15 protein-coding genes are annotated in these 20,831 nt (G+C 38.0%); all 15 read right to left on the bottom strand.

The window, feature by feature from the left end:
- Positions 1-78: 78 nt before the first annotated feature.
- The 15 genes from GJV51_00615 to rlmD all read right to left on the bottom strand — a co-directional run bounded on the left by GJV51_00615 (position 79) and on the right by rlmD (position 20,804).
- Positions 79-1,446 carry a phosphoglucosamine mutase gene (locus tag GJV51_00615; GenBank protein QGM24577.1) on the bottom strand — a complete coding sequence of 456 codons (1,368 nt, stop codon included), beginning with the start codon at positions 1,444-1,446 and terminating at the stop codon, positions 79-81.
- Positions 1,447-1,449: 3 nt separating this feature from the next.
- The gene (locus GJV51_00620) at positions 1,450-2,553 is read right to left on the bottom strand and encodes a hypothetical protein (protein ID QGM24578.1); all 1,104 of its coding nucleotides are present in this window, start codon (positions 2,551-2,553) and stop codon (positions 1,450-1,452) included.
- Positions 2,550-3,371 (bottom strand): TIGR00159 family protein, encoded by an 822-nt coding sequence (locus GJV51_00625; protein QGM24579.1) that lies wholly within the window; start codon positions 3,369-3,371, stop codon positions 2,550-2,552. The genes GJV51_00620 and GJV51_00625 overlap by 4 nt, the downstream gene beginning before the upstream one ends.
- Positions 3,372-3,377: 6 nt before the next feature.
- Positions 3,378-5,474 (bottom strand): Na+/H+ antiporter, encoded by a 2,097-nt coding sequence (locus tag GJV51_00630; protein QGM24580.1) that lies wholly within the window; start codon positions 5,472-5,474, stop codon positions 3,378-3,380.
- Positions 5,475-5,477: 3 nt separating this feature from the next.
- Positions 5,478-6,356, bottom strand: coding sequence for a UDP-N-acetylmuramate dehydrogenase (gene murB, locus GJV51_00635; protein QGM24581.1), 879 nt, complete (start codon positions 6,354-6,356; stop codon positions 5,478-5,480).
- Positions 6,357-6,545: 189 nt separating this feature from the next.
- Positions 6,546-6,959: a nucleoside-diphosphate kinase gene (locus tag GJV51_00640; GenBank protein QGM24582.1), complete on the bottom strand. Its 414-nt coding sequence runs from the start codon at positions 6,957-6,959 to the stop codon at positions 6,546-6,548.
- Positions 6,960-7,023: 64 nt separating this feature from the next.
- On the bottom strand, positions 7,024-7,545 hold the full coding sequence (locus GJV51_00645) for a DUF1456 family protein (protein ID QGM24583.1): 522 nt from the start codon (positions 7,543-7,545) through the stop codon (positions 7,024-7,026).
- 191 nt (positions 7,546-7,736) lie between these two features.
- Entirely contained in the window at positions 7,737-7,964 is a 228-nt protein-coding gene (locus GJV51_00650) for a CsbD family protein (protein ID QGM24584.1), read from the bottom strand.
- A 112-nt stretch (positions 7,965-8,076) separates the two neighbouring features.
- Positions 8,077-9,786 (bottom strand): glycosyl transferase, encoded by a 1,710-nt coding sequence (locus tag GJV51_00655; GenBank protein QGM24585.1) that lies wholly within the window; start codon positions 9,784-9,786, stop codon positions 8,077-8,079.
- Between the two features lies 1 nt (position 9,787).
- Positions 9,788-11,314, bottom strand: coding sequence for a glycosyltransferase (locus GJV51_00660; protein QGM24586.1), 1,527 nt, complete (start codon positions 11,312-11,314; stop codon positions 9,788-9,790).
- A gap of 91 nt (positions 11,315-11,405) precedes the next feature.
- Entirely contained in the window at positions 11,406-14,099 is a 2,694-nt protein-coding gene (locus GJV51_00665; GenBank protein QGM24587.1) for a hypothetical protein, read from the bottom strand.
- A gap of 245 nt (positions 14,100-14,344) precedes the next feature.
- Positions 14,345-14,710: a DUF1304 family protein gene (locus GJV51_00670; GenBank protein ID QGM24588.1), complete on the bottom strand. Its 366-nt coding sequence runs from the start codon at positions 14,708-14,710 to the stop codon at positions 14,345-14,347.
- Positions 14,711-14,753: 43 nt separating this feature from the next.
- Positions 14,754-16,700, bottom strand: a complete 1,947-nt coding sequence (gene mutL / locus GJV51_00675) for a DNA mismatch repair endonuclease MutL (GenBank protein ID QGM24589.1) — start codon at positions 16,698-16,700, stop codon at positions 14,754-14,756.
- Between the two features lie 4 nt (positions 16,701-16,704).
- The gene (gene mutS / locus GJV51_00680; protein ID QGM24590.1) at positions 16,705-19,269 is read right to left on the bottom strand and encodes a DNA mismatch repair protein MutS; all 2,565 of its coding nucleotides are present in this window, start codon (positions 19,267-19,269) and stop codon (positions 16,705-16,707) included.
- Between the two features lie 137 nt (positions 19,270-19,406).
- On the bottom strand, positions 19,407-20,804 hold the full coding sequence (rlmD, locus tag GJV51_00685) for a 23S rRNA (uracil(1939)-C(5))-methyltransferase RlmD (GenBank protein QGM24591.1): 1,398 nt from the start codon (positions 20,802-20,804) through the stop codon (positions 19,407-19,409).
- Positions 20,805-20,831 lie beyond the last annotated feature (27 nt).

A 20,831-nucleotide genomic window follows, 5' to 3' on the forward strand; every position in this document is an offset into this window, starting at 1 on the left:
ATTATATCAAAAAAGTGGCCATACTTTTCGAAAAGTTATAGCCACTCGATTGAAAGATTACAGTAGTAATCGTATACTTTATAGTTCAGATTTTTCACGAACAACATTTGCGATAGATTCAGTATATTTTTCCACTAATTCTTGTGTTGGTGCCTCCACCATGACGCGTAGTAGAGGCTCCGTTCCTGAAGGGCGAACCAAAACTCGACCATCCCCTGCCATCTGTGCTTCAACTTCCGCAATTTTAGCAATAACATCAGGATCATGCTGAATTTCTTCTTTGTCGGCGACAGTTATATTCACTAATTTTTGTGGATAAATATGAACAGGATCCGCAAGTTCAGATAATGTCTTTCCCGTCTCTTTCATTACATACAACAATTGTAGAGCAGTCAATAAGCCATCTCCAGTTGTTGCCCAATCACGAAAAATAATGTGACCAGACTGTTCGCCACCAAGATTATGGTCCGATTTAATCATTTCTTCCATAACATAGCGGTCACCGACTGCCGTTTTGATACTAGTCATATCATTGTCTGCCAGTGCTTTATAGAAACCGATATTACTCATTACGGTTGAGACAACTGCATGATGTTTTAATCGTCCTTGTTCATTTAAGAATTTTCCAGTGATAAACATGATTTTATCACCATCAACCGTCTCACCATTTTCATCAATGGCAATCAATCGATCTCCATCACCATCAAATGCTAGACCCGCTTGCACATCATTTTCTTTTACCAGTTCAGCAAGCGCCGCCGGGTGAGTAGATCCAACACCATCATTAATATTTAGCCCATTGGGTTCTGTTCCTAATGTTACGAAATCTGTTCCCAAATCCGCAAACAATCGTGCTAATAAACCGCTGGTAGCGCCATTAGCACCATCAAGAGCAATTCGCATACCATTAAGGTCTGTTGGAATTGTTTTTTGCAGAAATTCTAGGTATTTTTGAACACCTTCCGGATAATTATTGACGACACCTAATCCATCAGCACTGGGGCGAGGTAGTGTATCTTCTGACTCATCTAATAACTGTTCAATTTCATATTCTAATTGGTCAGATAATTTGAAACCATCATTTCCAAAGAATTTTATGCCATTGTCAGCCGCTGGATTATGTGAAGCTGTAATCTGCACCCCAGCATCTGCCTCTAGATTTTGAACCAGAAAAGCTACAGCTGGTGTAGTAATAACACCTAACCTTAGCACATCAATACCAACTGATAAAAATCCTGCAATAATGGCTTGTTGTAACATTTCGCCCGAAATTCGTGTATCACGACCCACAATAACAACTGGTTTCTTGTTCTCATCGTTGGCATGCTTAGTCAATATTGCACCACCTGTGCGGCCAAGACGAAAAGCAAGCTCAGGTGTAAGTGTTTTATTTGCAACACCTCGTACACCATCGGTTCCGAAATATTTAAGATTAAATTCTGACATATTTTACTGTCCTTTAGTTTCTGATGTTGTGTTTGCACTACTTTGAGTACTACTACTTGTACTGCTTGTTGATTCAGCGGATGATGAAGATGATGAAATAGAGCTACTACTACTGCTATTGCTCTCTGTTGAACTGCTACTCGTTGAGCTAGTGTTTGACGGTGTAATAGTTACTTTTACTTTTGAAACATTATATTCAACAATGCCTGTTTGTGTAGGAATTTCTAGAGTACGCGTTGTTTTACTGCTAATATCACCAACATCCACTGGTATGCTAATAGTGTCCACCGATTTAAGTATATCAGAAGAACCATATGCCGTCACCGTTTTTGGATCAAATGTAACCGTATAGTCATTACTGTCACCATTGTTTATTGTTGCACTTAAATTCATTTTTTTATTGTCTTCAGGTTCAATATCTAACCTGACATTTGCAGTTGGATCACTGATATTAACCTCAACTGCATTACCATCTTTATCCCGGGCAACAAGTTTAACGGATTGAGAGAGAGACTCTTTAACACCACTATCAAGTGACACTTCGGCGTCTACGTAACTCACAGCTTCAACATTATCGGTAGGTCCTGATATCGTGACATTTTTTGGGTTGGACGTTGTTGCTCCTACTATGTATCCAGTCGCAATCTTACTTTTATCGAAACTAACCTGTACTGGCAATTTTGTTGCTTTCTTTTGAGAAATTGTCACTGTGACAGTTTGTGGCGTCACAGTAGACGTTAAGGAAGAGTTAACGCCTCGTAAAGCTACCTTAACATTATGTTTGCCGACACCTAAGCTACGTAAATCCACGCTAGCTTGTATGTCATTATGACTCTGTGCAGCAGTCACCAATGGTCCAGAACCTTCAATACCAACTTTAACTGTTGACGGTGCACCGATAACAACATATTTATCTGAATCAACTTGTAAATTTAAAGGTACTTTTAAAGTAGCCCTTTTTTCTGGAATCAACGTTGAAAAATTTGTTGACCCACCACTGTTAGTAGCAGTACCTTGTTTCGTACTGGAAACATAAGCAGCAAGTAAAATAGCAATAACTAAGGAAATGACCAAATTAACGATTTTAGACTGTCCTATTTTTTTCATTTTGAACGTCCTCCAATTTTTTGCCACCAATGCTTGTCATTTTCTTCAGCAATTTGCACCAAAAACTGATGTTCAAAAAAGTTCATATAAGACTCTTGGTCCATATTTCGAAGTAAATCTCCACCTTGAGTAATCGAAATTTCACCTGTCTCTTCAGAAACAACCACTGTAATTGCATCACTCGCTTCACTAATACCAACAGCAGCACGATGCCGTGTGCCCAACTCTTTGGGTATTCGCGTACTTTCTGATAATGGTAGGTATGCTGCAGCAACGGCAATACGGTCATCATCAATAATCACGGCACCATCATGTAAAGGTGTATTAGGAATAAACGTATTGATTAATAATTGGCCGGTAATGTAAGCGTCTAACTTGATACCAGTTTTGATATACTCATCTAAACTACCATCACGCTTTATCGTAATTAACGCACCTATTCGGCGTTTAGACATGTACTGCAAAGCATCATCTAGACTTTTAATTAGTTGATGTTCTTTAGAATTATCCACACGAGCACGGCGAATAACCAAACGTCGTCCCAAGCTTTCCAATCCCCGTCGGATTTCTTGTTGGAAAATAACGACCACTGCTATCGGAGCCCATGTAATGATTTGATCCATAATCCACGATAAGGTTATTAAACCAAGATACCAGCTTACCACCTTAACCAAAATAACGAAGCCTACGCCAAATAAGATCTGGAAAGCGCGGGTGCCCTCAACAAATTGAATGAGCTTATACAAAATAAACCATATGATAGCGATGTCAATGACATGCATTAGGTTATTAAATGTAAAATATAATAGAATATTCATATTTAGCTATTCCTCATCCCTTCCTGCTAGAGCAGCTGTTTCAGCATAATTGATAAATTGACGTATATTTACACCTGCTTGTCGTGAAATACGCCCTTGTTCATACAGTTGTTGAATTGTTTCACGTTCCACATTTAATGCTTTAATTTCCAGTTCCATTCGATATCTATCATCTAATTCACGTTGTTCCGGTGTATCAGGGTGGCGTTCTTTCTCAATCTGATTTCGATAAGATATAATCAAATTATAAGCCGCTTGGCGTTCCATTCGATGTGAGACAGTGTCGCCTGTATACTTTTCCATATATTCAGACAAAGACCGAATAGCCTCTTTGGCCATTTCTTTAGTAGCCATGGAACTTTCTTCCCGAAATTGGTCAGTTGATTCATCGGAAATCCAAATTCGAAAGCTTCTTAACGTACGCCGCCACAATATAATAATCCATTGGGTAGATAGATGATAGTGTTTATCAGAATCAATCATATTTTCTAGACGATCTAAACGACGATTTTGAGAAGAATAAGTCAGTGTAGATATTTTTTCGTCGGCGAGTAATTGACGTAGGCAATTTCGTTGTGCTTCCAATGCAACACGTCGCAATTCTCGATCATCTTCAATATTGACTTTATGATCATTATTTTTGTTTAATTGTCGATAAATTTGGTCAATATTTTGTTGTTTTCTGCCAATTAATTCATAAACAATAATTCTGTTGTGATCATTTTGTTGCTCGCGAAGGACTTGCATCCCAATCCGAATGGAAAATATTCTCGCTTGTGCTTCAGTTAAATCAACTTTAGATTCATGGGTATTTGATGTTTCAACCTCACCCACCTCTGGTTGTGTAAAATCATGCGTAGTCCGTTGCTTGGTAACTATTGGTAGCATAATTGTAGCCACCAACAGACTAATAATCACTACCACTGCCGCCACAAAAACGAGTAAATTACGTTGCGGAAAAGCTGATCCGTCTGCAATAGTCGATGGAACAGTCAAAACAGCAGCCATTGTCACTGCACCACGAACACCAGTAAGGCCTGATATGATTGCTATTCTAAAGGAAACTGTGCGTTGCTTATGTTTTAAATGGTATGTGATTTGCGTACCGTATGCCCATAATGTACGAATGGTAAATATGATAAACCAAACAGCAACACCATAAAAGATAGCCATACCCGTATGGACCTGCGTGCTACGTACAATATCTTTCATGGCAGCAGGTAGTTCAATACCTAATAGAATAAAAACCGTGCCATTTAGCAAATAAACAAACACTTCCCAGGTACGTACTGCGACCACATTTATTTCAGGTGAACGCGCGTTCATATGCTGGTCACTCAAAATTTTCGATAAAATACCACCGGCCACAACTGCAATGACACCAGAGGAGTGAAAAATGTCCTCAGCAACCCAATAAATAACAAATGGCATTAACAAAGTCACAACCGTATGGAAAACCACATCATTTAAGCCAGCACGATCAAAGGAATCACGTAACCAACTAACAAAACTACCAAGAATTAGCCCAACAGCTAAGCCGACAATGGTCATCCAAAAGAAGTTTCCAATGGCTTCACCAATTAGAAAAGTACCTGCGATAGTCGCTTTAATTGCTGTATTAAAACTAACCAACCCACTCGCATCGTTGATTAAGCTTTCTCCAGAAACAATATGCATCACATTTTCAGGAAGCTTTACACGGCGAGCAATGGCTTGCACGGCCACCGGATCCGTTGGCGATATCACAGCTGCTAGGGCCAAAGCCACTGATTTCGGTAATTGAGGCATTAATAAGTGCATTAAAAATCCGCCGACTAACGTTGTTAAGATAACCAAAATAATTGAATTTCCTAAAATTGGTCCACGTAGTTCCCAAAGCTCATGTTTTGGAAAACGCCATGCATCGTTAAATAATAACGGTGCTATAAACAACAGCATAAACCACGCTGAATCAACTTCAACGTAAATACCACATACCAATGCTAGAAAAAGACCAATCGCAATCTGAAATAAACTAATAGGTATCTCAGGTATAAAATGCGACACAATGTTAGAGATGGTTACCGCAACAATTAATATTACAATTAATTCTAATATTGCCATACCTTAACGCTCTCCCATTATTCTAACTTCTGTTTCTAAATGCACACCAAACTTTTCATAAACTGTTTTTTGTACGTAATGAATTAAATCCTCATAGTCATTACCTGTACCATGTGCAACATTGACCATGAAGCCCGCATGCTTTTTGGAAACTTCAACACCCCCGCGACGTACACCTTGTAATTTAGAATCCATAATTAATTTACCTGCAAAGTAACCCTCAGGTCTCTTAAAAACGGATCCGTTCGATGGATAGTTTAGTGGTTGCTTATTAGCACGTTTAAAATTGTTTTCATCCATTCGCTTCCTAATAGCAGCGCAACTATCTTCTTGCAATTCAAAAGTCGCACTAATTATAATGCCACCGTTATTTTGGAAAACAGACTTCCGGTAACCAAATTCCAATGAATCTTTTTCAAAAATTTGTATAGTATCGTCTGGCATTAAAGCAGTGACAGATGACACCACCATGTCAACTTGCCCCCCATAGGCACCCGCATTCATGAATACCGCGCCACCAACTGACCCTGGAATTCCTGCACCCCACTCCAAACCACTCAATCCATGTTCAAACGCTTGTTCTGTCACCCAAATTAAATCAGCACCAGCTGATGCTACGATTTTATTTTTCTCCACAATGACATCTCGCAAATCATGGAGTAAGATGGATAATCCCCGTAGACCGCCATTGCGAACGATTAAATTAGATAGCCGACCAAAAACTTGTATAGGCATATCTGATTCTTTAGCCCAGTTTACCAATACTTTTAATTCATGAACACTTTTTGGCATGGCTAAGTAGTCAACTAATCCACCAGCCTGCGTATAAGCATACGGTGCCAGTGAATGATTCTCTAGTATTTCAATATTTTCTAATTGCATTAAATTGTGTCTCCAAGTCCATATGTATTATTTTACCAAACTTTAGGTAATTCTTTAAAATTATGTTAAATCACTAATATATTATTGAAAAAACAAAATAAAAAAGCGCTCAAGTGGATTTAAACCGATTCCCGTGAGTGCTTAATTAATTCACTTTAACTATTCAAACATCATTCATCTTACGCTACGTTACGTAAACCATAATTTGATTTCTTTTTCGGCCGTTTCCACACTATCCGAACCGTGGACGATATTCTTAACAGCCTCTCCCTCCCATTCACGACCTAAATCACCGCGAATGGTTCCTGGTGCCGCCAGTGTTGGATTAGTTATTCCCATAATTGCTCGCCAGCCCGATACAATGTTGGTTCCTTCTCCAATCATCACGATAACCGGACCCGAAGTCATATACTGCACTAATGAAGGATAAAATGTTTTGCCCACATGCTCAGCATAATGCTTTGCCAGTAATTCAGGAGTAGGTTGTACCATTTTCATCGCTTTAATTGCATAGCCTTTATGCTCAATTCGTTGAATAATCTCACCAATTTTGCCACGAGAAACGCCATCTGGTTTAATCATCATAAAAGTACGCTCTACCATATATTCCCTCCTTACAATTAAGTTTCTAACCTAATTGTACACATATATGAAAGCGTTCACAACACTACTTTCTTGCTGTGCGTTTGACATCATCGGGACGGTACTCTATGGCCATCCCTTTTAGAATATTACGTAAATATCGATCACCAGCCGGTTTATAATTTCGATGATCTGGTCGACGTAATATGGCACTTAACTCACTATTAGAAATTTCAATTCCCGCCGTCTTTAGGAAGCCAATTAAGTCATTGCTAGTATAGGACATCGCAATTTTCAATTTTTTGATAACAACATTATTTATCGCTGCCTCGTTCACCATATCAAATGTTGGTGGAACAGGTTTTAAATCGGGACCGATTTTCTCACCACGTTGTGAAATAATTAATCCATTCATAAATGATTCTAGTGTTTTTGTCGTGACCTTTTCATCACGTTTCGTATCTTCTGCTTGTTTTGTCAATAGATTATGTAATTGGTTCTCATCTACTGTCACACCACCAAATTTAAAAATTTTAATCATATCAGCATCCTTTATGCTGAGTGCATAACGTAAACGAATAATTATATCATTATTGTTAAAAGCCATTGTTGTAAAACCTAGTCAATAGAAAATATATTGTCCAACTGTGATCTATTTTCTCTATTATTTCCCTTTTATTTTTCTCTTCACACTACTTTTCAGAAAAGATAGCTGTGTCCGCAAGTCTAATTATACCATACAAAAAAGGCCGAACAGAATTCCCCAGCCGACCTTTTTAATATACAATTGCAATCTGATTATTTTTCAGAATGATTCTTTTTATTTTTCAAAGCATCTTTTACGGCATCGACGTCGTCATGGGCAACATCTCGAACCTTTTGTACATCATCTTTGGCTGCGCCCTTAACATTTTGGATTTTGCCTTCGACTTCACGTGATTTATCATCACTAATTTTTTCTTCAAGTTCTTTTGCCTTATCAGCAATTTTATCTTTAGCATTATCAAACTTTTCTTCAAATGACATGAGTGTCCTCCTTGAATGATATTCGATTTTGTCTAATAAGTATACTGCAACGGTAAGTGCTTGTAAAAAAATATGATTTGTTACTTAGTATAAACTGATTTCAATAATTATTTTACATTGTAGGTATCATCAATTCTAGTTTATTTAACGCTCTTTTTGTTGATTCACCATGAATTAACTTATTACCAAATGTCGCAGCATGTTCTGCCATGATATGAAATTCTTCAGAAGTAATGCCACTAATTGCATTAGAAACTTCTGACAATGATTCAATAGTAACACCCAACTGATATGACTCAATTATTTCAGCAATTGCGGAATGTTTCCAAGCGATTACAGGTAACCCAGAAGCCATATATAAACTGAATTTATATGGCCAATTCCACTTTGTATAATTTTGGCGATATACGTTATCAGCATCTTCGTCCCATATTAGTCCGAATCCCTTGTCTAATTTCTGTGCCAAATCTTCTGCTAGAATAAAGCCACCATCATGTAAATTATCATTAGTTATATTAATGTTTGAAAAATTTTTCTCACCAAAGACAGTTAGATCAAAATCAATATTGTTGATATCAGGAAACTTAGAAAGAGAACCGGCATACACTACTTGTAAATCATAACTAGCTGGTTCAACGTTATCGGTATGGTTAATTCTAAAATCGTAAGGCTCCAAAGGAATGACATTTTTCAATGATACACCGGCAATTTTATTTAGAGCACTACTAAATTTTTGAGGAACAATATTAGCATCGAATCTAGTTAAAACACGTTTGTCTTCTTCAGAATCGTACCCACTTAGTTTACTAACATCGTACCGAATTAATGTTAAATCGTGAATAAAAGAGGCAATAAACACGCCCTTATCATGGAACCAACTAAGCATAGCGTTTTCTAATTTTGCTGAACACATTGGATATTGCCAAATAACCAGATCACCTGTGCTAACATATTTACAATGTCTTTCTAATTGTTCAATAATCCAGTGGACTTCATCAATATAAGGTTCTTTGTCAAGTGAAATTTGATGGTACCCTACTAACGAAGCAAATAGCGCTGCGTCATTTCTTGGTTTCCAGTGATTTTTATCGTCAAATCTTATCATCCACTTTTTTCGATTCTTTGATGATTTATAAAATGCCAATGTATTATTATGTTCAAAACTACCTTTTTCAACTCTTCGACTCTTAATATGACTATTTAACGCTGGTAATCCATAACTAATAATTTCTGTAACATTCTGATTTTGATCGATTATTTTATAAAATTCTTCAAATTGCCAATCCCAATATGAATTATAAAAAGTACTTTCTCCATATTCAGTTAACATCATTCCGGTTTCAGTTAATTTATTATCAATTCTTTGCCAATAAATTTCTATTTTTTTATTATTTCCAACAAACCTACTGGTTATTGGATCACTCTGATCATCATAAACAATTTGTTGTCCAATCCCATTATTAAAGGGATGATCAACACTAATTATTTTTTGATTGTCATCATAATTATAAACAGTCTGTACATGCTGATCATTTCCTGATAAAAAAATCTTATTCACTATTTGATTATTAAAATTTTTAAATTCGAATTGATGTTTCTCGGAAGCTGAACTATAATTCAGAATTTGATATTTTGTAAAAGGTAAATCTGTTAATTCGATGTGATTACTGCTGTTACGAATAAAATCATACAAGTTTATTTCATTTAATCGAGTACTGTATTCTATTTCTGAAGTCCATGTTATGAATAAAATTGGTTCAGTTTGAAATTTTTGCCAATTTTCAAGCTCTTTATTTATTTCTTTTGCTATAACTACTTTCATTTTAATATATCTTTTCTAGCATTTTTTGCCATAGCTGCCATACACTTTCTTCACTATATTTCTCTATAGTGAATTGACTGTTTAACGCATATTTTTGCAATATTCCTTCTTCTTTTTCTTCAAATAGTTCAATAATTCGCATAGCCAAATATTGTGTATCATTAGCAGCAATCAAGTCTCCGTTGACACGGTTTTCAATAATAGCATCAGGACCATAATCAATGTCATAACAAATGGATGGTGTTTTACCTAGCTGTGCCTCAAAAAGAACCATGGGTAATCCTTCATGAATAGATGTTAGTAAATGTAACTTGGCTTCTGACATACGCTTTTTCATCCCTTCATTATCAATGAGTCCCTTCAACTTAATGAAGTCCTGGGCATTTTTCTTATTAATTAATGCCTGTAGCTCAGCTTTTTCAGGACCACTTCCCCATATTTCTAAATGTATTGTAGGTACACTTTGATGAGCAAATACCACGGCCTTTATAGCATGATCAATTTGTTTTGTTTTATCAAGCCTGGCTGAGACAATAATCAAACCTTCTTCTTTGTCTTCCCAGTTAATTTTTGAATATTCTTCAATATCACGTGTGGAAAACCAATTTTCAGGAATAGCGTAAACATTTGAATTTTCTGTCCTTCTGAACAAATCTATATCTTGCTTTTGTCTTGTCGTTAAGGCAATTATGCCACTATATCTCTCCCGATTAAGAATAGGATAACTATATCCTATTCTTATTGGTTCATTAATCGAAGTATGATTTACTTGAATATTATGTAACTGCATTAACAGCTTAATATTTGGTTTCTCATTTAGTTTACTTATTTTGGCTATTGTAGTGGTTTTGAATAAATCAGCAATAATAAGATAATTTTTGCAATTAGATGTGTAATAATCCAAAGCAGCTACATTCAAGTCATCTAAATTATTAAAAACTTGTACTTGATCATTTTGACGAATCCAATCAATGCGCCGAACTTCATTGGTAGCCGTAAAATAGTAAATAATTTTTTTGCTACCACTACTTTTAAAATGTTCTCTGCGTGCAATGTATCTCTCATTTCTATTCCCATCATAACTAAAATACGAAATCGTTGATAAATAACCACGCCAATCATATGAATCAGTGCGTACAGGTACGTTTTTACTATTATAGTATGTAACACTTAGTAGACGACCGTCTGGGTATAAGTTCCATAAAAAATACGATTTATTGCGAGAAACTCCTTTTTTATTTTTAAAATCAATTGTGTATTGCTTTTCTACCTGTGATATTAATTCTTTAAAGGCATCTTGCTCATTCACAAATATATTGTCAGCTAATATATCTGTGATATCAAGAAAATGATTGAGTTGGTCAGGGAAGTGATGCATTAAATAATAACGATTAGTTATAAAATAATTTAATGTCACAACAGTTACATTAAACTTGTGATTCTCAAATAACTTCACTCTCTTATGAACAGCATAACTAGCACCTGAAAGTGATTCTGCATAATAAGTGTTTAAAAAAATAGATTCCATTATCTTCCTTTCAATAATTCATTTAATTTTATGTACAAAAATCCATTTATCATTTAATGGATTTTTTTATTGTCTCAATTGTACGTAATATTTACTTATTTTTTCGACTTTTGAAAGTTATACCAACAATACCTAAAAGCATTCCTAATAATGACAATACAATACTATCACCTGTAGTGTTTGCATCCGTATTGGGTAATACCGTAGCTGCTCCTCTATCAACATTTTCATTCATTACATTAGTACTTGATTTACTTTTTGTAGTGCTTTTTGGGGCACTTCTGGGCGTACTTTCGGGGGCGCTTTTGGGTACACTCTCTGATCCGCTTTTGGGCGTACTTTCAGGGGTACTTTCCGGCGTGCTTTCTGGTGCACTCTCTGGTCCGCTTTCGGGGGCGCTCTCTGGCGTGCTCTCTGGCGCGCTTTCAGGGGCACTCTCAGGGGTACTCTCTGGCGTGCTTGGCGCGCTTTCTGGCGTACTTTCCGGCGTGCTTTCGGGGGCGCTTTCTGGCGCGCTTTCTGGCGTACTCTCCGGCGTGCTTTCGGGGGCGCTTTCTGGCGCGCTTTCTGGCGTACTCTCTGGCGTACTTTCCGGCGTGCTTTCGGGGGCGCTTTCTGGCGTACTTTCCGGCGTGCTCTCTGGCGCGCTTTCCGGCGTACTCTCTGGCGCGCTCTCTGGCGTGCTCTCTGGCGCGCTTTCGGGGGTACTCTCTGGCGCGCTCTCTGGCGTACTTTCAGGGGCACTCTCTGGCGTGCTCTCTGGCGCGCTTTCGGGCGTGCTCTCTGGCGTACTTTCAGGGGTACTTTCCGGCGTGCTCTCTGGCGCGCTTTCGGGGGTACTCTCTGGCGCGCTTTCTGGCGTACTCTCTGGCGCGCTTTCGGGCGTGCTCTCTGGCGTACTTTCGGGGGCGCTTTCGGGCGTACTCTCGGGGGCACTTTCGGGGGTACTCTCTGGCGCGCTTTCGGGCGTGCTCTCGGGGGCACTTTCGGGCGTGCTTTCCGGCGTGCTCTCTGGCGCGCTTTCGGGCGTGCTCTCTGGGGCGCTCTCTGGCGTACTTTCGGGGGCACTCTCTGGCGCGCTTTCTGGCGTGCTCTCGGGGGCGCTTTCGGGCGCGCTTTCTGGCGTGCTCTCGGGGGCGCTTTCTGGCGTGCTCTCTGGCGCGCTTTCGGGGGCACTCTCTGGCGTACTTTCAGGAGCGCTTTCTGGCGTACTCTCGGGCGTACTTTCCGGCGTGCTCTCTGGCGTACTTTCGGGCGTGCTCTCGGGTGTACTCTCCGGCGTACTTTCGGGGGCGCTTTCTGGCGTACTTTCGGGCGTACTCTCGGGCGTGCTTTCGGGCGTGCTCTCTGGCGTACTTTCGGGGGCACTTTCGGGCGTGCTCTCTGGCGCGCTTTCGGGGGCACTCTCTGGCGTACTTTCAGGAGCGCTTTCTGGCGTACTCTCTGGCGTACTTTCGGGCGTGCTCTCTGGTGCACTCTCGGGGGCGCTTTCTGGCGTACTCTCAGGGGCACTTTCGGGCGTGCTCTCAGGCGCGCTTTCTGGCGTACTTTCGGGGGCACTTTCGGGCGTGCTCTCCGGCGCACTTTCTGGCGTACTTTCAGGGGTGCTCTCCGGCGTACTTTCGGGGGCGCTTTCTGGCGTACTCTCTGGCGTACCTGGTGTCTGTATATCCCAACGATGTGTTTCGCCACCAGTAACATTAACATTAGCTCCCACAATGTTACCGTCAACATTAACACCAACGTTAATAGTTGCCTCAGGTGCTAAAACACTTCCCAATAAGCGCCCACTAGAAATATTAATGCTATTTTGATAAGAACCAAAGTTCCATACAACATGGTTTGGCATACTATGATTTTCACTATTTTGACGAACAGTTTGCCCATTGCTATATTCATAATTAATTTTCGTCTGAATCCACGCATCATTAGATGGCATATTTTTCACATTAAAAATGACTGTTGGACCCGAAAGTTCAGCAGACAATCCTTTTACTGTAATATCTTGAGGACCAGCCAATTTAGCATAATCAATATCAACATAAATAAACTTTTGATTTTTATCCACATTCGAAACGTCAATAAATTGTTTATTCATATCTGAATAGTCACTAATAACATGTTCCGTTTGATTTGACACACTGTACATATCTGCCTTCAATTTTAGTGAAGAAAAATACGTATCAAAATCAATGTACTTATTATTGTTAGCATCTTGATAAGTATTGTCTTTTGTCAATGTGCTAACACGTCCACCATTAATTTCAGTTTGCCCAGCAGAATTTTTCTCAATTTTAATTGATTCACCTAAAATAGCAACAGAATTTTCAGCACGAAATGCACGATCATTCAACGTTTTATTGTCATTAATACTTTGAATGTAAGATACGTCGTTTGTTGTTGTATTGTAATTATTAGAACGCGTACCAAAGTCTCTATTAGCATCAATCAGATTTTGAACAGCGATATTGCCATTAACATCTGCGCCTAACTTGGCATTTTGTGCAAAAATACTAAATAGGGATGCTATTCCTAAAGCATTATTGTTATCAATATACTTGATATTACTAAAATTCTTCGTATCATTTAAAATAAAATCGGGTGCTACATTAACATCATTATTTTGTTGTACTTTTGCTGCATATACTGTTGTACTTCCAAAATGTAATGTATTATTATCGACTGTGCCTAAAGCTACAATAGCTATGCCCACAGTCACAGAACCAATAATCCACTGTTTACCGGATTTATACATTTTAAAATGATTATATCTATTAGTTTCCATACCTCTTTATCCTTAACTTATTACTTATGGCAAAATATGCCTTCAACTAAGTTATCAACAAATCTTTCTCGTGTCATTGCAAATTAAGTGCTAACGTTTAACAATCGCATCCTTTTTTTGTTTTCACATTATACTTTTCATAATGTTAAATAAATCCACTTGAGAATAAGAAAAATTCTTTTGCTAAAACAAAATAAAAATCCTCTCACCACTGATTGTGATGAGAGGATTTTTATTTATATCACTTAACTAAGTAACATTAAAATCAATGTGATGATTGCTAGACCAGCTTGCTTAACAACAATCATCTTATTGCCACTTGATAAGCTACCATATAGACCAACAAATCCAATGTAGACCATTATAGGAATTAACAAAGTGCGTGAATTAGTTGTAAATATTACAGCATATAGTATACCAATGCCAATTAGGCCATTGTATATACCTTGATTTTTAAACAATATTTGCACCTTTTTATTAGCAAGATCTGCTGATGTCATGCTGAAAGTTTTTCCTGTTGCTTTTGATGTTGTTGCAAATGTTTCTAAAAACATAATATAGAAAAACTCAATTGCAACTAAAACGCTAAGTGTATTAATTAGTATATTCATATTTTGTGTATCCAAATCATAATGTCTATCAACATACTGCTAGTTAATATGGATGATTATCATATTCTTCCCATGCCTCATGTGAATCCTGAATACGTTTAAACATCTTTTCCATTTCAGTTAATGTAAATGACGTCACCACTGGACGACCATGAGGACAATTATAAGGGTTGTCCGCTTTAGCTAAATCTTCCAATAACGTACGGGCTTGTAAGTCGCTTAAATGCATATTGGCGCGGACTGATCGTTTACAACTCATCATGATTGCTGTTCGTTCACGGAATTCGGCAACTGTTAAATTACCATCTCGTAATATCCAATCAACCATTTCTTGAATTGTTTCAGCCTCTTGTCCTTTTTCAAACCATGTCGGATGTTCACGCACAATAACTGTTGTTGGCCCAAAAGGTTCTAGCGCTAGGCCAATGGACTCTAATTCAGATTCCTTATCAGCAATCTTTAACATATCAGCTACAGAATAGTTTATAGTGATTGGTACTAACATTCGTTGCTTATCCGTACCAACCTGACCAATTTCTTTTCGATAATATTCATACTTCACACGTTCTTGTGCAGCATGTTGGTCAACCAAATAGAATCCTTCACTACTTTGAGCAAATAAAAACGTACCATGCATTTGTCCAATATACTCTAGGCTAGGAAATCCGCTCGGTTTCTTTGGTGAAATGTCTAACTCTTCCTGGGTTGGTATCTCTGGCTTATTATAGCTGGATATATCTTCAGAAACTTGCACTGTGATTTCATCATCAAATATTGGCAAGTTAGGTTCGTGAGCGTATTTGTTAGTAAACGTATTAACGGCATCGTCCGTCAAATCTGCCTCTTGATTAATGACTATTTCATTGCTATCTATACCTGTATTGACTGTAGTGGTATGTCCGATATCTGACTTAGCCCATGGCGCTACTTGTTTCGGTACTGGTGTTTCATTTTTTTTACTCTGGGTCTGTCCATATAGATTTTCATAAGCGTCTGGAATCAAATTTTCATCAGCAAAGCAAGATTTAACAGTATCAATAATTAACGCTGATAGTTCAACTTCTTTCGATAATCGAATTTCAGCTTTCTGCGGGTGTACGTTAACATCAACCAATAAAGGATCTGTATTGATGTTAATAACCCCCATTGGAAAACGACCAACCATCAGTTTTGACCCATATCCACGAATAACTGCATTTGATACGGAAAAATTTTTAATAAAACGACCATTAACCAATATCGTTAAGTAATCCCGCGAACCACGTGTGAGTTCTGGTAATGACACAAAACCAGTAATATTAAAATCGTCATCTTCGCCAGCGATCGCACGCATCTTTTGTGCAACGTCACGTCCATATATCGCAGCAATAACACGTTGCTGATTACCATCCCCATTTGTTTGTAAAATATTACGTCCATCAGAAGTTACAGTGAAGGCAACATTCGTATATGACAATGCAATCCGATTCATAATATCGGCGATACGAGACAACTCCGTCTGTGGTCGTTTTAAATATTTTAATCTAGCTGGGGTATTGTAAAATAGATCTCTAACAGAAACTACCGTTCCTAGCCGACCATTAGCTGGTGTTGCAGAAACTTGCTTGCCACCTTTGATATGATACATGATTCCACTTGGCGCATCTTGCGTAGTGGTATTCAGGGTTACATCAGAAATAGCTGCTATCGATGGCAAAGCTTCACCACGAAATCCAAGTGACATAATATTAAACAAATCATGCCGATTACTAATTTTACTAGTAGCATGCCTAGTAAAAGCTAGCGGCACATCTTCCGGATTAATTCCTTCACCATTATCGACAACACGAATTAATGACTCGCCGGCCTCTTCTACAATGACATCAATTTGTGTTGCCCCTGCATCGATAGCATTTTCAACTAATTCTTTTACAACACTGGCCGGACGTTCAATAACCTCACCAGCGGCAATTTGGTTAGCTAATAAATTGGATAATTCATGTATGCGCATTCTCTTACTTCCTTAATTTTTGTAATTCTGCCAATACATTTAATGCTTCTAGTGGTGTCATTGTTGATATGTTAACGTTATCTAATTTTTGAAATAACATTTCTGTTTTAGGATCAACGTCTGAAACATTGAATAAAGCCACTTGCTCAGACAATGCTGAAACTTTTGGTTCAGGTACCGATGCTTCTTGATTTTCTAATCCTGATAAAATTGTTGTTGCATTGGCAATTAATTCGTCAGGCAATCCAGCTAGTGCGGCAACATGAATACCATAAGATTTGTCAGCAGGTCCCTGTTGAATCTGATGCAAGAAATGTAACTCACCTGTTTCATCTTCAACGGCACCGACATGAACATTTGTGATATTTTCGTGTTTATCCGCTAATGCTGTTAACTCATGATAATGGGTTGAAAATAATGTTTTAGCATGTACATGAGCATCTAAATATTCAATGATAGCTTGAGCTAATGCCATACCATCATAAGTTGCTGTACCGCGACCTAATTCATCAAATAATATTAATGAGTGCGCACTGGCTTCTTGCAGTGCTAAGTTAGCTTCTGCCATTTCGACCATAAATGTCGATTGCCCCATTGCCATATCATCGTTGGCGCCAATACGAGTAAATATTTGATCAAATATTGGTAATACGGCGCTTTCCGCCGGAACAAAACTACCCATTTGACCCAAAATAACGATTAACGCTAACTCCCGCATATAGGTTGATTTTCCAGCCATATTAGGTCCTGTGATTAACTGCATTGCTGTATTTTGATTCAAATTCACATCATTAGCAACAAATTCACCGGCTTCTAACAGTGATTCAACCACTGGATGACGGCCTTGCTTAATATTAATTATATTATCGTCAGTAAATGTAGGACGGACAAAGCGATGCTTGTCAGCAACATCCGCTAAGCTCGCTAGAACATCTAATTGCGCTACCTGCCGTGCCAACTTTTGTAAGCGAGAAATATTTGCTTTAACGCGCTCACGAATTGTAATAAATAGCTCGTATTCACGCTCGGTTCGTTTGAGTTGCGCTTCATTAATTAAACGCTCGTGCTCTTTTAGCTCTGGTGTCACAAATCTTTCAGCATTCGTCAGGGTTTGCTTACGTTCATAGCGCCCTTCTTCTAATTTGCTAATATTTGCCCGAGACACTTCAATGAAAAAACCAAAGTTTTTATTATACTTCACTTTCAATGAATTAATGCCTGTTGCAGCACGCTCGTCAGATTCTAATTGCGCTAACCATTTCTGATTTTGACTCAAAACGTTACGGTATTCATCAATTGTTGAATCGAATCCATCATTGATGATGTCACCCTCACGAATGCTGATCGGAGGATCATCCACAATTGCTTCATCAATCAACCCAGCTAAATCACTCATATCTTCTAGTCGTTGACTAGCGTAATTTAAAATACCTTGGCTTGAGGATAAAACAGACTTTATTCCTGGAATTGCAGATAATGATCGCTTTAACTGTACTAATTCTCGGGCATTCATTGTGCCCATAGCAGCACGAGCTGCTAAACGTTCCAAATCATATACTGATTTCAAATGATCTTGTAGCTCGCCACGCACAAAAAATTCATTTTGAAATGCTTCAATCATATCTAGACGTTCATTGATGTCTTCTGTATCACGAAGTGGACGTAGTAACCATTGTTTTAGTAACCGACCTCCCATAGCAGTTTTAGTTTCATCAATTAGACCAAGTAATGAGCCTGCCTTCTTTTTTGTCCTTGCGTTTTTTACAAGATCTAAATTAGTCCGCGTATCTTGGTTGAATTTCAAATAAGCCAAACGTTCATAATTTTGAGCTGGAATAATATGATCCAAATTACGGCGCTGAGTGTCAAATATATAATTTAATAAAATGGTGGTTACTTGTACTTCATTTTCATGTACCAAAGACTGTGTCAAAAAACTTACTGTAGCATTCACAGTTGTCTCAGTTTGAGTCGAAATGACCAATCCGCGTTCAGCAAGTTTATTAGCTATCCCTAGTTCTGTTGTTTCATCATCTTTTAATAATACAATTTCTTTAACTTCAAGTGAACTGAGCTCATCAATGACATCACTAAAACGTTTTAGCGTTGTGGCTTTTAATTCACCCGTTGATAAATCAATATAACTCAAATAATAACGATTATCTCTTGGCAATACCGCTGCCAAATAATTGTTTTGCTTATCATTACCCATACCAGTATTGAGCTTGGTTCCGGGGGTAATAAGTTGCACCACATCACGTTTCACCATTCCCTTTGCAGTGGCGGGATCTTCCATTTGCTCTACAATAGCAACTTTGTGTCCTTGATCAACTAAAATATCAATATAATTCTGAGCAGCATGATGTGGAATACCAGCCATCGGTACCGGGTTTTCAGAATTTTTATTCCGTGCTGTTAATGTTAGCTCCAACAATTTTGCACCAAGCACTGCATCATCTTCAAATAATTCATAAAAATCACCTAAACGATAAAACACGAACGCATCAGGATATTGACTCTTAATCTCATGATATTGTACCATCATTGGTGTTTCAGCAACTTTAGCCATGTTGAATACCTCTTTCTATACACTACATTTTAACATACCAAATAAGCATTTCTATAATGCACTGAAAAATGCAGCGCACATCTGCTATGAAAAGATAGTCTCATAGTGATACGTACTGCATATTGTTTGATTCTGAATTATTTATCTTCTACTTTTTTGAAAACCGTAATACTTTCAACGTGAGTTGTTTGTGGGAATTGATCAAGTGGCTGAACCGCACCTTCAATTTCAAATCCTGCAGCCAAAATTTGAACAGCGTCACGCGCAAGTGTTGCTGGATTACAACTTATATATACAAATGTTTCAGGATTCATTGCTTTAACTGCATCAATTAATTCTTGTGTCAATCCTTTTCGTGGTGGATCAACAAAGACAACATTTGGCTTTAATCCTTCATCTGCCCATTTGGCCATTTGCTCTGGTGCGTCAGCCAATACAAATTCAACATTTGTAATCTGGTTATTTTTGGCGTTTTTTTCAGCATCTTCAATTGCTCCCTCAACAACATCGACACCATATATTTTTTTCACTTTATCCGCAACCGATAACGTAATTGTGCCGATACCCGAATAAGCATCAACAACAATATCAGTTGGTTTCAAATTAGCCTTTTCAGCTGCGAGCGAATATAATGTCGAAGTAGTTTGTGGGTTAACCTGATAGAATGAGTTTGGTCCAATAACAAAATCTTTACCCATTAGTTGATCGTGAATATCGTCTTCACCCCAAATTGTTTCATTCCATTGTCCCATAATCACGTTGGTATCGTGATTATTGATATTGTGGATAACACTCGTTAATTCAGGTAGTTTTGCACTGAGTTTTTCAGCAATTAAATCACTATTAGGCAACTTTTTGGTATTCGTGATGATAACAACCATTAATTCATGTGAATAATAGCCTCGTCGTGCCATAATATGACGAATCACACCTTTTTTAGTTTCTTCTTCATAAGCAGAAACACCTAGCTCACGTAAAATATTTCGCGTAATACGAACTGCTTCATCAACCTTTGGGTCTTGGATATAAAAATCTTCAATTGGTACTAAACGATGTGATCCACGACGGTAAAAACCTGTTTCTAATTTACCATTGATCATTTGTACAGGTACTTGTGCCTTATTACGGTACCCTGTTGGATTTTCCATACCAATAGTCGGCGCCACATCAACATCTACATTAACTTTTTTAAATAATTCTTCAATTTGGCGTTGTTTAAACGTTAGTTGTGCCTCATATTTCAAATTAGCTAGCGGGGCAATGCCTGTTGTAATTGCTATTTTGTTGGCATTTTGAACACGATTTTCGGATTCCTGAACACGTCTGGTTACACGTCCAAATGCATAACTTTTTAGTACCTTTGTGATAATTACGCGGACAATTTCTCCCGGAATAGCGTCAACAACAAATATCGGAAAATTATCAACCTTAACAACACCCATGCCTTGATATGTAATATCAATCACGGTTGCTTCAATTTCCTGATTTTTAACTACTGGTGCTTTGGTTTTATATACTCGATTAGCTTTCGCCATTTTGATTTGCTTCTTTCTTTCGCCTTT

The sequence above is a fragment of the Leuconostoc mesenteroides subsp. mesenteroides genome (assembly GCA_009676745.1).
GTDB lineage: Bacteria > Bacillota > Bacilli > Lactobacillales > Lactobacillaceae > Leuconostoc > Leuconostoc koreense.

Excerpts from the sequence above, each read along its gene's own strand:
- GJV51_00615 (QGM24577.1), bottom strand. The coding sequence starts at position 1,446 with ATGTCAGAATTTAATCTTAAATATTTCGGAACCGATGGTGTACGAGGT.
- GJV51_00620 (QGM24578.1), bottom strand. The coding sequence starts at position 2,553 with ATGAAAAAAATAGGACAGTCTAAAATCGTTAATTTGGTCATTTCCTTA.
- GJV51_00625 (QGM24579.1), bottom strand. The coding sequence starts at position 3,371 with ATGAATATTCTATTATATTTTACATTTAATAACCTAATGCATGTCATT.
- GJV51_00630 (QGM24580.1), bottom strand. The coding sequence starts at position 5,474 with ATGGCAATATTAGAATTAATTGTAATATTAATTGTTGCGGTAACCATC.
- murB (QGM24581.1), bottom strand. The coding sequence starts at position 6,356 with ATGCAATTAGAAAATATTGAAATACTAGAGAATCATTCACTGGCACCG.
- GJV51_00640 (QGM24582.1), bottom strand. The coding sequence starts at position 6,959 with ATGGTAGAGCGTACTTTTATGATGATTAAACCAGATGGCGTTTCTCGT.
- GJV51_00645 (QGM24583.1), bottom strand. The coding sequence starts at position 7,545 with ATGGCTTTTAACAATAATGATATAATTATTCGTTTACGTTATGCACTC.
- GJV51_00650 (QGM24584.1), bottom strand. The coding sequence starts at position 7,964 with ATGTCATTTGAAGAAAAGTTTGATAATGCTAAAGATAAAATTGCTGAT.
- GJV51_00655 (QGM24585.1), bottom strand. The coding sequence starts at position 9,786 with ATGAAAGTAGTTATAGCAAAAGAAATAAATAAAGAGCTTGAAAATTGG.
- GJV51_00660 (QGM24586.1), bottom strand. The coding sequence starts at position 11,314 with ATGGAATCTATTTTTTTAAACACTTATTATGCAGAATCACTTTCAGGT.
- GJV51_00665 (QGM24587.1), bottom strand. The coding sequence starts at position 14,099 with ATGGAAACTAATAGATATAATCATTTTAAAATGTATAAATCCGGTAAA.
- GJV51_00670 (QGM24588.1), bottom strand. The coding sequence starts at position 14,710 with ATGAATATACTAATTAATACACTTAGCGTTTTAGTTGCAATTGAGTTT.
- mutL (QGM24589.1), bottom strand. The coding sequence starts at position 16,700 with ATGCGCATACATGAATTATCCAATTTATTAGCTAACCAAATTGCCGCT.
- mutS (QGM24590.1), bottom strand. The coding sequence starts at position 19,269 with ATGGCTAAAGTTGCTGAAACACCAATGATGGTACAATATCATGAGATT.
- rlmD (QGM24591.1), bottom strand. The coding sequence starts at position 20,804 with ATGGCGAAAGCTAATCGAGTATATAAAACCAAAGCACCAGTAGTTAAA.